The 14529-nt window shown below is 46.8% G+C and carries 8 protein-coding genes; 3 read left to right on the forward strand and 5 right to left on the reverse strand.

Translation table 11 applies throughout. The annotated features are described in order from the left end of the window. Positions 1 to 22: 22 nt before the first annotated feature. Complete coding sequence (locus tag N774_RS16720) at positions 23 to 1453, forward strand: LCP family protein (protein ID WP_024859918.1); 1431 nt, start codon at positions 23 to 25, stop codon at positions 1451 to 1453. A 56-nt stretch (positions 1454 to 1509) separates the two neighbouring features. Here N774_RS16720 and N774_RS0103535 read toward each other — a convergent pair whose 3' ends face one another. From N774_RS0103535 to N774_RS0103545, 3 genes are all read right to left on the reverse strand, one after another. Further along, positions 1510 to 3147, reverse strand: a complete 1638-nt coding sequence (locus N774_RS0103535) for a cellulase family glycosylhydrolase (protein WP_024859919.1) — start codon at positions 3145 to 3147, stop codon at positions 1510 to 1512. A 202-nt stretch (positions 3148 to 3349) separates the two neighbouring features. Then, on the reverse strand, positions 3350 to 5884 hold the full coding sequence (locus N774_RS0103540) for a DUF4832 domain-containing protein (RefSeq protein WP_024859920.1): 2535 nt from the start codon (positions 5882 to 5884) through the stop codon (positions 3350 to 3352). A gap of 53 nt (positions 5885 to 5937) precedes the next feature. Then, positions 5938 to 7902, reverse strand: coding sequence for a putative bifunctional diguanylate cyclase/phosphodiesterase (locus N774_RS0103545; protein WP_024859921.1), 1965 nt, complete (start codon positions 7900 to 7902; stop codon positions 5938 to 5940). A 287-nt stretch (positions 7903 to 8189) separates the two neighbouring features. Here N774_RS0103545 and N774_RS0103550 point away from each other — a divergent pair, with 287 nt between their 5' ends. Next, on the forward strand, positions 8190 to 10253 hold the full coding sequence (locus N774_RS0103550) for an SAM-dependent methyltransferase (protein WP_024859922.1): 2064 nt from the start codon (positions 8190 to 8192) through the stop codon (positions 10251 to 10253). Positions 10254 to 10265: 12 nt separating this feature from the next. On the opposite strand, the gene N774_RS0103555 is transcribed toward N774_RS0103550, so the two are convergent. Both N774_RS0103555 and N774_RS0103560 read right to left on the reverse strand, forming a co-directional pair. Continuing rightward, positions 10266 to 11183, reverse strand: a complete 918-nt coding sequence (locus N774_RS0103555; RefSeq protein WP_024859923.1) for a tetratricopeptide repeat protein — start codon at positions 11181 to 11183, stop codon at positions 10266 to 10268. 125 nt (positions 11184 to 11308) lie between these two features. Continuing rightward, positions 11309 to 12892, reverse strand: a complete 1584-nt coding sequence (locus tag N774_RS0103560; protein WP_024859924.1) for a dockerin type I repeat-containing protein — start codon at positions 12890 to 12892, stop codon at positions 11309 to 11311. A gap of 331 nt (positions 12893 to 13223) precedes the next feature. On the opposite strand from N774_RS0103560, the gene N774_RS0103565 reads away from it, so the two are divergent. Further along, positions 13224 to 14498 (forward strand): aminotransferase class I/II-fold pyridoxal phosphate-dependent enzyme, encoded by a 1275-nt coding sequence (locus tag N774_RS0103565; protein WP_024859925.1) that lies wholly within the window; start codon positions 13224 to 13226, stop codon positions 14496 to 14498. The last annotated feature ends 31 nt before the right edge of the window (positions 14499 to 14529 follow it).

A 14529-nucleotide genomic window follows, 5' to 3' on the forward strand; every position in this document is an offset into this window, starting at 1 on the left:
ACAGCATAGAAAGGAGCTCATTATGCCAAACAGATATAACGGCAGAGATGAAGACAACATTCCAAACACTGACAACGAAGACACCATGCTGCTCCCGGGCGGCGTTAACCCCTACAATGCTCCGCCTAAGCAGGAGCTTCCCCCACTGAGAAGAGTGAATCGCAGAAGCACTTCCTCACAGCAGGGCAGCAGCGGAGCTTCTCAGCAGCCGCCACACTTTCCACAGTCGGGACAGCCTCCGCAGTTTCCTCATTCACAGCAGCCGCCTCAGTTCCCACACTCTGCTCCACCACAACAGCCAAACTATAATGATCCGCAGTATTACGACTATAATCAGCAGTCCCCGCAGGAATACAGCGGCGGCGGTTATTATGCGCCTCCCATGGACGAGCCTGCTCCTCCCCCACCGCCAAAGCAGCCTCAGAAACGCAAAAAGACTTCCGCTCCTCAGCCCGAGGCAGAGGAACGTCCGAAGAAGAAAAAGCGACATCACAAGTCGCTGCTGCGCAGGATAGTGGGCAGAGTATTCAAGACAGTACTTGCACTGTTCATGATACTTTTCTGTATGTATTCATGTACCTCTGTAGCCCTTATAAAGAAAATGGACTATCTGCCCTCCGAGAGCCGTACCCATTACGCGGATACCCTCGGCAGAGGTCACGTCCGCAGTATTCTTGTTATCGGTACTGACGGTAGAACTGCCGACGACAAGGGACGCTCCGACTCAATGATACTGGTGTCCCTCAACAGCAAGACCAATGAGATAATCATGACCTCATTCATGCGCGACTGCTATGTGGAGCTGCCGAATACAGGCAGCTGGGACAAGCTCAATGCAGCTTATGCCTACGGCGGCGCAGACCTGCTCATGGACACTATCGAGTACAACTTCGATGTTCGTATCGATGACTATGTAGCAGTTGACTTCGCTTCATTCGTATCGGTCGTTGATGCGGTAGGCGGAATAGATATCGACGTGAGCAACGAAGAAGCCGAGGAGATAAACGTTATCCTCATATCCGAGGTAAATGAACTCATGGGCGACGACAGAATGTCAGACCTGCTCAGCGGCGGAGGAAAGCTCCACCTCAACGGCAAGCAGGCTCTGTCCTATTCACGTATACGAAAGGTAGGCAACAGCGACTTCGAGCGTACAGAGCGTCAGCGCAGAGTCATGTCGCTTATCATCGCCAAGCTCAAAAAGTTCAAGCCATCTATCTTCAAGAATCTTGCTTCCGATGTCATTCCCGATGTATCCACGAATATGTCCACACCGAAAGCATATCTCTACTCACTGAGACTGCCTTTTGCTCTGAAATATAAGACAAAGCAGATACAGATACCAGTAGAAGGTTCATATACTGCTGCCGATGTTGACGTAGGAAACGTTTTACAGGTGGACTTCGGTGAAAACAGAAAGGTCATAGACGAAGAGGTATTCGCAAAGGATTAAGCAAAAGCCCGAAAGCATGAAGCTTTCGGGCTTTTTGATATATAACGGCAACACTTTTAAAGTGAAGTTCTTATGCCAAGGAGGAACAGCTGTATCTCAAGAGCGTCTCCGCTTGTGAGACCATCATTGCCGCCTGCTACATCTCCGTTGATAACGCCTTCATGAGTGATGTGATGTTCATCTGTACCGTTCTCACCGAATTTGTTTGGATTTGCAAGTGACTGCATGATAAGTACGACGTCCGACATGTCAACGGTGCCGTCGCCGTTTGCGTCACCCTTTTTGCCTGCTGAGGGAGCTGTAGTAGTTGTTGAAGTCACATGCTCTGTTGTTGTTACAGAAGTTGTTGTCTCAGAAACATTGGTTGCAGTAGTTGTAGGTGCAGGTGCAGCTGTAGTTGTTGTAGTTTCAGTAGTTGTTACAGTTGTGGTCGCTGTTGAAGTTGTAGTTGAGGTAGTAGTCGTTGTCTCCGCAGGAGTCTTTGGATTGAAGCCCGATATCTCGTTGAAGAGCTTTTTCAGCTCCTGATCAACCATTTTGCAGGTGGAACGGTCATAGTGTCCCTTGATAATAGTTCCGTCGTCCTGCTTTGAATCGGGAGTAGACCACAGTACAGGACAGAGCTGACGCTCATAAGCAGCCTTGCATACCGAGCTGAGGAAAAGTCTTACAGAATCAGCGTCCTTGCCTTTTGTAGGACAGCCGTACTCGCCTACGATAACAGGTATCCCCTTGTCGATGAAGCCCTTCTTCATCATGTCCATATTGGCATTGAGCTCCTTGTAATCCTCGTCAGTCCCCCATGTGGAACGAGCCTTAGCCCATGATTCGTCCTTGTCTTCAAGTATGGCAAAGCCTGCGGGAGTATAGTAATGTACTGATACTGCCATGCGGTTCGCAGGGTCGTTTGGCATCTTGAAGAGAGGATCGCAGGTACGGTCAAATCCCGTGTTATATCCCGATATCAGCAGATGACGCTTCGGATTGTTTCCGCCTGATTTACGCACAACGTCAACGAACTTCTGGTTTATCTCATTTACAAGGGCATAGGACTCAGCCTTGCCGTCTGTGCTGCCCCATGGGTTCCACACACTCTCCCAGCCAAGCTCCTCATTCTGTGACTCGAACATGAGGTGGTCGCCGTAGTCCTTGAAGCTGTCGGAGATCTGCTCCCACATAGTCTGATAACGCTTCATGCACTCGTCCTTATTATCAGGGAAAGTATTTACCCAGCCGTTATCCCAGTGAATATTGATGATACAGTACATATCAGCTTCGATGACCCAGTCAACTATCTCGTGGACACGAGCGTCGAGGTCGGGGCTGATCTGATAATTATCGCCCATAAGGTTTGACCATGCCACAGGAACGCGGACTACTCCGAAGCCCTCGTCAGCCATACCCTGTATCATCTTCTGCGTGATAACAGGACTGCCCCAAGCTGTTTCGTACTCCTCAACAGTGAGAACTCCGTCGCCCCACTGGTCGTCAACTTCCTTGATCCAGTCGCCGCAGGCTTCCATAGTGTTGCCAAGGTTGATACCGATGCCCATATCACGCACAAGCTCCATAGTGGTGATATCGCGCATGGTCGTATCTGCGGCATATGCCTTTTTTTCGCTCTGACCGAATGGCTGTGCAGTTGCAGTAAGCACCATAAGCGCAAGAGCCGTGCTGATGATCTGTTTTTTCATAATGATTCCTCCTGAATTTTAATAACCCATGAACAGATTCCATATTATGTATTAATTATAGCACATTATGCAGCATCTTACAACAGTATTTTGACATTTTTAAATATTTTTGGTATCAATATTACTATTTAGACATTTTTAAAGGCGTTTTATACACTTAAAGTGCAAAAAACGGTGCAGAAGAATCTGCACCGTAGGTTGATTAATTGAATGCTTTTATAAGTCCGAGAAGGTATTTTTGCACCTCAAGAGCATCGCCCACTGTTAGTCCGTCATTGTCCCCTGATACATCACCGTTATCAATGCCCTTTGTGGTGATGCGGCTCTTTTCAGTTCCGCTTTCACCGTATTTATCGGGATTTGAAAGAGACTGCATTATCAGCACCACATCAGACATATCCACCATACCGTCGCAGTTTGCGTCACCTTTGACGCCGTTCTTCTGATTTTCCTCATCCGGGTCGAGCACATTCACCACCGATACCATTTTCGCTGCACCGTTGGGAGCTGTTATCTTTACGGAATAATTGCCCTTGGTATCCTCGTTTGTCCTGTACATCATGGCAGTTGCACCGTCTATGGGCTCTCCGTTGTGATACCACTGATATGTGATATCAGGCACAGCACACTTGGAACGCAGTATGATAGAGGTGTTCTTTCTCAGGTAGATAGGCGTCTCTGCTGTATATATCGGGAAATCATCGGGTATCTTCACATTTGCTGCCGTGATGTCTCCCATGAGCTTCCAGTCATTTGCGCTGTCCTGCAGGAATACTCGCACCGAGCTTACCTCTTCCCCTGCTTTAAGTCCCATTATCTCAAATGGTATCCTGAACTCCACCACATTTCCGTTCCACTTGCACTGACAGCCTGCATAGGAATCGTGGCTGAAGTATACAAAGCCATCCGAGGAATAATACAGCCAGTACCGCTCGTCGCCGTTTCTGACCTCGATATTGTACACGGGCTCTTTTGCATCATCGGGCATTTCCGCCATGAAATAAGCAGCTTCGCTGTCTGCCCTTACAGACAGTGAACAGTTGTCTTTCTTCGCAATAAGGTCTTTTTCCTGCCACTCACGGGGAGACGACTTCTCACCATCAACAAAAGTAAAGTCATCAAGGGTCATCAGAAAAGTGTCAAATTTTGACAAGGTCGGAACGCTGGAGCAGTAAAGCATATTATTCGTGCCGTGTTCCTCGCTTGCTGTGACCTCGAAGCTTCCCAGATAGTTTGCTCCAAGCTTACTGTCCCAGACGCCCTCGTTGGCAAGTCTTATGCCGTAATTAGGAAGTCCTATATCTTTCTGATAATCGTAATTCTCACACCTGTCCGCAATAGCCGATATCCTCAGATAGATATTCCACTTTCCCGTCTCAATACCGTCGGGAAGCTGCCATGTAAAGCTGTTTTTTGACGTTTTGCAGGACTTCCATCCATGTACGTCCATTGGTATGCTTTTTTCGTAGAATTTGCCGTCTTTTTCAAGGATAAGATATGACCACGGCGAGAAAACAGGATTTGCAAAGCCCGTATTCTCCACATCAAAGCTTGTAACAAGCTGGCCGCCCTGCTTTACCTTTTCGCTGTTTTCAGCCTTTCGCAGTACAAAACGGTAGCCGATATGGTCGCGAATGAACTGAAATACGCTCTGACCGTAGTAAGCGGAATTGTCTGCGCCATTGACATCGTAATCCTCGCCATAGGTGTATTCCTTGTACATCTGGAAGATATTGCCGTTTATGTAGCTGAGACGAGTCTTGTACATCTCGGGAATGGCGTTCTCGGGAAGGTAGGTGTCAAATTGCTTGGCGTATTTGATGTCCCCTGAGAACTCTCCGCCGAAGTAAGTATTCTCCGTAAAGTGATTCAGCCAGTTGGTCTCGATCTCTCTGTCCTCATATGTGCCGAGGTCGGAATCGCTTCCCATATAGCCGTCGTTGTACAGACCGACACGGCTGAACTTTGGAAGATATGGTCCCTCATTGATGTCCTCTTCTGTCGGCTCAGAGGTCACTATCCTGTAATAGTACTCGGGCTTGTCAAGCTCGGAGCGGTCAATGCCGACAAACTTGGCAAAGGTATCGGGAGTACGCACTGTTATGGGTATGGATTCGGGGATTGCCTGATACATTGCTTCCAGAAGCTTCGCCTTGTAGTCCACTGTGGTATATTTGCCGCCGTGCTGTTCGCCCCATTTGCCAACGAAGCCTGTTTCCACAAATGCGATAATGTCTTTGTTATCGGTTATTATTTTGCTGGCCTTGATCTGCTGTATGTGCTCCAGTACCTTGTCAAATGTGGCAGGCTCGGGGTTCTCCTTACCATTTGCGTCATATCTGAAACGAAGTCCCACCATACAGCCGTTTTTGCGGCAGTTGTCAAGAGTCTGTCTCCATGCGTTGAAAAAAGTCTCGTCAAGGTCGTAATCGACGCCCTCTGTATAATTGCCCTCCGCATCAGTTGTACCGTTTGCCCCCGATGAAAAGGCTCCGATATCGATGAAAAACAGCACAAGGCTGCCTGTGGGACTGTATACCTTTGTATCATTCGGCTTGCAGACAGCCCATACCGTGTTGGTATAACCTGCTCCGGGATTCTGAATTGTCTCAACGGCCTCTGTGTAGTTTATACCGCTGTCTTTCAGCTCCTCCTCAGCACGTACAGGCTCCGCAAAGGGAACAGCCGTTACGAGCAGAGCTGCTGTCAATATCGGTGATATGATTCTTTTCAGCATATTATTCCCCCTTACAGATAGGGCGCTCCCGTTGAACGAAAGCGCCGCTGATATTAATGCATATATTCCTTTGAAACACGCAGCTCTCCTGCTGCTATTTTCTCCCTGAGCTTTTCAATGGGCACAGGCTTGCTGAACAGATAGCCCTGTGCACGGTTGCAGCCGATATGCGAAAGGAAATCGAACTGCTCCTTGGTCTCTACGCCCTCTGTAAGTGAGACCATTTTAAGCTGCTTTGTAAGATCAACGATGTTTTCAAGGATAGGTCTGGTCTTCTCGTTGCTGTCAAAGCCTGTGAGGAACTTCATATCTATCTTGAGAACATCAAAGTGGTAATCCTTCAATACATTCAGCGAAGAATAGCCGCTTCCGAAGTCGTCCAGCCACACCTTGTAGCCGAAGCTGCGGAGGCTCTTGATGGCATTGGGCAGGAAATCCTGCTGATCGGTAAGAGCGCTCTCGGTTATCTCAATGTCGATAAACTCCTTGGGAACATTATACTTCTCAACTATCTCGCAAAGGCTTCCCACAATATCGCAAAGCTCGAAATCCAGCCGTGAGAAGTTAAGTGAAACAGGTACGAAAGGCTCTCCGCTCTCAACGGACTCCCGATAATCTCTGCAAACGGATTCCACCATGCAAAGATCAAGCTTGTATATCTGGCGGTACTCTTCAAGTATCTCGATGAATGCTCCGGGAGGAAGCAGTCCGTAATTGGGATCCTGCCACCTTGCAAGGGCTTCAAGACCGCATATAGAGCTGTCCTCAGTATTTACAACAGGCTGGTAGAATACCTTGATATAGCCGTTTTCGATAGCTGTATCAATATTATTGACGATGTACTGCTTCAGCTGGAACTTGTCTTCAAGGGACTTGTCATAATAGCGCAGAGTACGGTCATAATGCTTCTTTATGCTGTTGCAGGCAAATCTTGCTCTGTCGCACGCCTGACTGATGTCAGCCTTATCGTCGGCAGGCTTGTATGCACCGCATTTGAGTTCAAGGTGTACCTCTTTCTGGAGCTTCTTTATCTCCCCCGAAAGCTGTCCCACCTTGTTCTGGGCGCCCTCAACACTGGTGAGGACTACGAAGTGGTCATCTGAAAAACGGGATACAAGCGAACCCGTAAAAGCTTCCTCTATCATATGGGCTATCTTGATAAGAAGCTCATTTCCCGCCTGAAAGCCGTACTTTTCGTTATAGGACTTGAAGTTTTCAATATCAAAGAACAGGAAAAGGATATTTTCCTTGTCGGTTATTACATAGTGCAGTACCTTTTCGGCCTCAGAGCGGAAATATACCATGTTGTGGATACCTGTCAGCTCGTCCTCAACGGAGATTTTAGAAAGATATGCGTTTATCTGTTCAAGATTCTCGTCCTTCAGGGCTTGCAGACGTGTGTTGTTATAGTTTGCAACACATACCATCATGGTCGAGATCCACATGGTAAAAAAGTTTATCTGCGTTGCAAGAGTAGTACCTACTTCTCCTGTATTAACTGCTACCATATCGTTTATGCGAATGAAGAAATACAGGTACGAGCCGCCTGAGATTATGAACGCAGCCAAGGGCTTCCACGTAAGGAGACACATTGAGAAGAGCTCCATGGTCAGGAATGTAAGTATCTGCTCGCCCTTTGCGTAGTCGTTCATGGATATCTTGATTCCGAAATAGATACATACAAAGGTGAATATCCATTTTATGCACTGCCCGACGCCGTGATTATTGGTCTTTCCCCTGATATACCGCAGGGAGAACACCAGCATCATGATACCCGAAACAAGCAGGATTATGTAATTTATGTAATACTTCTCGAAATAGTGCATGAAGTTGTCTTGAAGATGATTGGTGATGATAGTATTGGTAAGTCGGATTATCATCCATATCTCAAGGACTATTACAACAACGGACATATATATGCTGGCACGCATATTGGCTCTGAAAAAATACTCATTTACGTATTTGCTTTGCTTCTCAAATCCGAGACCGCTGGACAACCATTTCATTACCTTTTTCATATATAGTCCCCCTGTTGTGAAAAAATTGAAATAGTAATATCATTAAGCTGCTCTGAAAATATATAAATAAAAACCGATTTCTTGCTTGAAACATGTCTTTTTTACGCAATTATTTTAAATCAGAGTTATTGAATACAAAAATATTATAACACAGCGCAAGTAAATTGTCAATGGTTTACAAAAAATATAGCCAAATTCACAAGGCAGCTGCTCTGCATTACTGCTCTTTTCCCTTGAAAGAAAAGCTGCTATGTGTTATAATGTTATTTGTTAAAGGGAGGGATACCGTGAAAAGATCATCGCTTAAAAGCATTATCGAAGCTGTAAAGGAAGAATTATCCTGCGGCAAAAACAGAACAGATACAGATGAACTTCGATTTGAAGCCTTTTTCCGCGGAGCTGCAATGCGGTATATCTCCGCCAACAGGCTGCCCGCAGAGGTCGATACTCTCCCCGGGCCGTTCAGCAGGCTCCCAAAAGATAGTCCCCTAATATCTGCTGCGGAAAAGGTCTGCAATATACTCAGCGATATCCCCGACAGTGCATGGGAAAACAACGTCCAGCTCATCGGTCAGCTGTATCAGTACTTCAACAGCGACGCAAAGGAAGCTGCTCTCAGCGGTCTGAAGCGCAGCGTAAAGGTAGGCGCTGAAAATATCTCAGCCGCCACCCAGATATTCACTCCTGACTGGATAGTTCGCTATATGACGGAAAATACCCTTGGTAATGCTTTTGCAGAACGCTGCAGTTTTGATACGTCGCAGCTCACATATCATATAGCGCATGAGTATACGCATAGTCCCTGCTCTCCCGAGGATATCACATTTCTCGACCCCTGCATGGGCAGCGGAAATATCCTTACAGCAGCCCTTGACCTGTTCATGGAACTGTATACTTCAATGGGCTATGACCGCCTTGAAGCTGTCAAGCTCTGCCTTTCACGAAACATATTCGGACTCGATATCGACAGCCGTATGCGCAGAATGTCCCATTTTGCGCTTATAATGAGAGCTGCTCACTATGCTCCAGAGATACTGAACTGTGGTATCACGCTTAATCTATATGATACGGAAGATCTCGGCGGTGATAATGACTTCTCTCGTCAATTCGCAGGCTCGGCGCTTTTCGGCAGCCTTTTAAGACCGACTGTACCGCCCATGTCTGAAAATTCAAGAGCCGCAAAGGTCTATGAGCTTCTCACAAGAAAATACAGCGTTGTAGTGACTAATCCGCCGTATCTCAGCTGCGGAAACATGAGCTCACAGCTGCTCCGCTTCATAAAGGAGAACTACCCCGACAGCCGCGCTGACCTGTTCTCAGCATTTATACAGCGCTGCACGGAGCTTGCTGAGCCTGATGGCTTCCTCGGCTTTCTCACGCCTTATGTCTGGATGTTCATTCAGAGCTATGAAAAGCTCCGCCGAATGATGTTTACAGAGCGTACCATCGAAAGCCTTGTTCAGTTTGAGTACTCCGCTTTTGAAGAAGCCACTGTGCCTGTCTGCGCCTTTACCATGCTCAATCGAAAAACAAGCAGTAAGGGCGTCTATTTCCGCCTTACAGAATTCCGCGGCGGACTGGAAGTCCAGAGAGAAAAGCTCCTTGAAGCCATTGCATCTCCTGATTGCAGCTATGTATTCAGGGCTGATGCAGATGATTTCAGCAAGCTGCCGAATGCACCTGCTGCCTACTGGCTCAGTGACAATGTGCGGAAGCTCTTCTCGGCTTATCCGCCCCTTGGAAGCATAGCTGCTCCGAGAAAGGGCAATTCCACCTCAGATAACGACAGATTCCTGCGGCTCTGGTTTGAGGTTGACAGGAATAAGCTCAACCTTGACAGCACCTGCATTGACAGAGAGGATACCCTACAAAGGCGCTGGTTTCCATATAACAAAGGCGGCGGCTACAGAAAATGGTACGGATTCAATGACTATGTCATCGACTGGTTCGACGACGGCGCAGAAATAAGAGCTATCCCAACCGCTGTTGTGGCGAACTACCGATATTTCACGAAGGCAGGTCTTACATGGTCTACACTTACAAGCGGCAAATTCAGCATAAGACAGTTCGGGAACGGCTATATCTTTGACAACGGCGGCTGCTGCATATTCGATCTGGGAGATAAAAAGCACTTCATATGCGCACTGCTCAACTCAAAGGTGTTCGCCTATATCTTCGGACAGCTCAATCCCACACTGAATTTCCAGTCGGGCGAAGTGGCGAAATTTCCCGTAATATATAAAAAATCTGCCGAAGCAGACAGGCTTGCGGCAGAATGTACAGAAATATCAAAGGCTGAGTACGATTCATTCGAGACCAGCCGTGATTTCAAAAAGCACCCACTGATATGAGAACTCCTCTCATTATCGGTGAGTGCTTTTTCTTGATTTTGAAGATATGGGATTGTTTCTTTCAAGGTCGATGGTGCGTCTGCGCCAGTCATTTGTAGCCATTGAATAGGCTTCGTTGAAGTATTCCTCAGCCTGCTCCGTTCTGCCCATTCTCATAAGGCAGCGTCCTTTGTCCAGCAGATAGCCGAATCTTATCTCCTCGTTATCCTTGTATTTTTCAAGGAGCTTATCAGCGTTTTCGTACTGCTCGTGGACGAGAAGTGACTCAAAATAAGCCGTATCTATAAGATAATTCATCATCTCGCTCTTATCACGGTACAGTGCGAACACCTTTTCGCCGCTGGCTACACGCTCCTCGGTCAGCTTTATATCGCCTCTTTCGGCGGCAAGCTGAACTCTCAGCACATGGATAAGCAGGATATTCCTTTGCAGAGATATGGTATTTGTGCCGCGGAGCTCGCTCTTCATGAACTCATAATCCACACAGCCAAGCTTTTCCTCAGCCATATCATAATCGTGGAGAGACATATAAGCCTCGGTAAGAAACATAGCGTACTGATTCCTGTATGTGGCGTAGCTCGCAGGCATAGTCATACAGAACTGCAGCTGGGCTTCCATTTCCTTTATGACCGCATCTGAGTAGCCCTCGTCGGATATTTTCGACACTATTCTCCTGAATATTCGGAACTGCTTATTGACGCGGGGTATCACAAGGAAGTACAGGATAAACGCCAGCGGTACTGCTGACAGCGCCGAGAATATCGCGCGGAACATCATTGCCTTTCCGATGCCTGTACCCTTCCATGATGATGATATGAGATCGATCACCGTTGTGGCAGAGAAAATAATGGAAAAACTCAGCATCCACCAAGCCGCAAGGGCTCTCAGTATTATAAGATTATCCTTTGGTTTCCGGAAATCATTTTTCATAATAGCCTTGCTCCGTTTCTGTAAAGCCCTTTAGTATACACAGGGAAAAAGGCTCTGATAATGATCTATAGAGCCTTTTTCCGATTTGAACTGAAAGGAGATGAACGATATAATGCTTTACTGCGCTATACCAGTAGTTTTCGCATAAATACGATGTCAAAGGCATCGGTATGACCGTCGCCGTTTGCGTCGCATGAATACTCGGGACGTATCTTTCCGAGGACTGTTGCCTGACAGTAAACAAGATCCGCAATATTCACCTCACCGTCATGGTTAAGGTCGCCCACAAGAGGCTTTGGCGGTGCTGTGGTCGTCGTTGTTGCCGTTGTTGTCGTAACAGGCTTGGTCGTAGTTGTTACGGACGTTGTAGTTGTGGTAACAGGCTTAGTCGTTGTTGTTGTTGTTGTTTTAGGTTTAGAAGTCGTAGTGGTAACAGTAGTAATTGCTTTGGTCGTAGTTGTAGTCGGCTTATTGGTAGTTGTGGTCATCTTGGTAGTCGTTGTAGTAGCAGGCTTTTTGGTGGTGGTAGTTGTTGTTGTGGTAGTAGTTGTTGTTGTTGTTGTTGGTTTCTTAGTTGTAGTTGTCGTAGTCGTGGTAGTGGTAGTTGTGGTGGTCGTCTGCTTCGGTCCTGTAGTCAGGACATAATCGCTCTTTGATATCTCGGGGTAATCAAAATGTGTGATATTATAATCTTCCACGGGAGTATGATTTTCCGAGAAGCTGTCTGAGCCTTTCAGGAAATACTGGTACTTTACCTCCTTGCCGCTGCTGCCGTCAAGGTCGTCCCATGTTACGTCCATTGCGTACCATATGCCGTCCTCCATCTGAACGTAGTTCCACATATGACCTGTATTTTCTTCCTCGATAAGATTTCCGAAAACACATACGCATGGGATATCAAGTCTGTCGCACATGAGCTTGAACGCCTCGGCATAGCCCTCACAGACTACTCCCGGCTCTACAACTGCTCCAAGTGCCGAGCTGCTGAACCTTGCATCAAGGTCGTAATATGTAAATTTAGCTATATAATCATGTATGCTCTTTAACTGCTCGTACCTGCTGCTGCCCTTGGTGGAGACCTTATCCAGTCCCTCCTCCAGCAGCTCACCGTAGCTTTTCGCCTCATTAAGCGAACTGAAGCCCTCAAGATAAGCAGGAGTAATTATCAGCGATCTTATTTTCAGAGTATAGCCTCCCGCAAAGATATTGGAGGTCACTCCCGTATCATCGCCAAGGGCGATATTTATGCCTGACGGTTCTATCCAGTATATCTCGGGACAGTCAAAAAGGGCTGCGTCGATTCCGGGCTTGCAGGCACCGAATATAGCAAGCTGATACGTCTCCTGATCATCGTCAGTGAACTTCGGAGATGTTGGAAGCGCGGATACCTTAATGGTAACAGTCTCGGGAAGCTTTATGGTTATTGGCGTGACAGAAGGTGAAGCAAGCTTTATGAACTCGTTATATACTGCCAGATTATTGGCGTCAAGCTGGTCGCCGTAGTTATAAGAGCCGCTGCCGAAGTTGGACTGAGCCTTTGGAGAAGCAGGGAGATCAAGAGAACCGAAATCCACGTCTCCTAAAGTGATCTCCATGCCAAGACTGTCGCCCGAATCATCAACGGCATATACCACACCTGCTGTTCCTGCACACATGGTCAATGCTATAGCTGTCAGAAATGAAATTGTCGATGAGATTAATCTTTTCATACAGATACCTCCTATTGAAACAATTAATGCCCATCCCCTGTTAATTATCTGTATACTTATATTATATATAAACTGCCTATAAAAGTCAATAGTTTTCATTATATTTTCATTTAAAATTCACATCACATTTTTAGTGCAAAATGCTATTCCAAAAGAGAATACCGCTATATATAGGCGAATAATGCCGAAAGTGCCAAAAAAAAACAGCTTTCTCTCAGTATAATTTGTTATATTGACACTTGCAAATGCAGGGACGCTGTGATATACTGTTATGTGGAGATTTTGTGCATTTTACTGCGCATATTAATATTTGAAAGGTGAGATACCGATAATGATTTTATCCCAGATGACTAAAGAAGAGCTTGCTTCGTTCAAAAGCGAAAATGAAAAGCTGTACAACGACTTCAAGGGTCAGGGACTCTGCCTCAATATGGCAAGAGGAAACCCCTGCAGCGAACAGCTCGAACTCAGTCTTGATATGCTCAAGGCTTTCGACGATGGTAACTTTATGAGCGAATGCGGAAATGATGTCCGCAATTACGGAGTGCCCGATGGTATCCCGGAAGCAAAAAAACTCTTTTCCGATATGATCGGTGTAAACACCGACGAGATCATCATCTTCGGTAATTCAAGCCTCAACGCTATGTTCTTCTCTGTTCAGTGCGCTTTCAACAAGGGCATTCTCGGAAGCAAGCCATGGTCGGAATGCGGCAGGATCAAGTTCCTCTGCCCTGTCCCCGGCTACGACAGACACTTCAAGGTAACTGAATTCTTCGGTGTTGAAATGATAAATATCCCCATGACTCCTACAGGTCCTGATATGGATATGATAGAGGAGCTGGTAAAGAACGACGAGTCCATCAAGGGTATATGGTGCGTTCCACAGTACTCCAACCCCGACGGTATCGTTTACAGCGATGAGACTGTAAAGCGCTTCGCAGCTTTAAAGCCTGCCGCAAAGGACTTCCGTATTTTCTGGGACAACGCATACTGCATACATCATCTCACCGACTCACCAAAATGCATTCTCAATATCCTCGACGAAGCCAAGAAAGTCGGCAACGAGGACATCGTTTACATATTCGGTTCTACTTCCAAGGTAACATTCCCGGGTGCAGGCATTGCCGTTATGGGTGCAAGCAAAGCAAACATCGACGAGCTCAAGAAGTACCTGGGCATAAGCATTATCAGCTACGATAAGATGAACCAGCTCCGCCACGTAAAGTTCTTCGGCACTTTTGAGAATATGCTGGAGCACATGAAAAAGCACAAGGCTATTATCGCTCCGAAGTTCAGACTTGTATGTGATAAGCTTGCAAAGGAGCTTGCTCCTCTCGGTATCGGTCAGTGGACTGATCCTCAGGGCGGCTACTTTATCTCGTTCAACGCTCCGCAGGGCTGTGCAAAGAGAATAGTTTCACTTTGCAGCGAGGCAGGCGTAACTCTCACGGGCGCAGGTGCTACATTCCCTTACGGCGTTGACCCCGAGGACAAGAACATCAGACTTGCTCCTACATATCCTCCGATCGAGGATCTCAGCAAGGCTATGGACCTCTTCGTTATCTGCGTAAAGATAGCAGCTGCTGAAAAGCTTCTGGCTGAATAAAAAAATTTCGCCCTTTCGATAAAATATCGAA

The organism is Ruminococcus flavefaciens AE3010 (assembly GCF_000526795.1).
Taxonomy (GTDB): Bacteria; Bacillota; Clostridia; order Oscillospirales; family Ruminococcaceae; genus Ruminococcus; species Ruminococcus flavefaciens_D.

What these genes read in the sequence shown, in the direction of transcription:
- N774_RS16720 (WP_024859918.1), top strand. Translation starts at nt 23, where the DNA reads ATGCCAAACAGATATAACGGCAGAGATGAAGACAACATTCCAAACACT.
- N774_RS0103535 (WP_024859919.1), bottom strand. Translation starts at nt 3,147, where the DNA reads ATGAAAAAACAGATCATCAGCACGGCTCTTGCGCTTATGGTGCTTACT.
- N774_RS0103540 (WP_024859920.1), bottom strand. Translation starts at nt 5,884, where the DNA reads ATGCTGAAAAGAATCATATCACCGATATTGACAGCAGCTCTGCTCGTA.
- N774_RS0103545 (WP_024859921.1), bottom strand. Translation starts at nt 7,902, where the DNA reads ATGAAAAAGGTAATGAAATGGTTGTCCAGCGGTCTCGGATTTGAGAAG.
- N774_RS0103555 (WP_024859923.1), bottom strand. Translation starts at nt 11,183, where the DNA reads ATGAAAAATGATTTCCGGAAACCAAAGGATAATCTTATAATACTGAGA.
- N774_RS0103560 (WP_024859924.1), bottom strand. Translation starts at nt 12,892, where the DNA reads ATGAAAAGATTAATCTCATCGACAATTTCATTTCTGACAGCTATAGCA.
- N774_RS0103565 (WP_024859925.1), top strand. Translation starts at nt 13,224, where the DNA reads ATGATTTTATCCCAGATGACTAAAGAAGAGCTTGCTTCGTTCAAAAGC.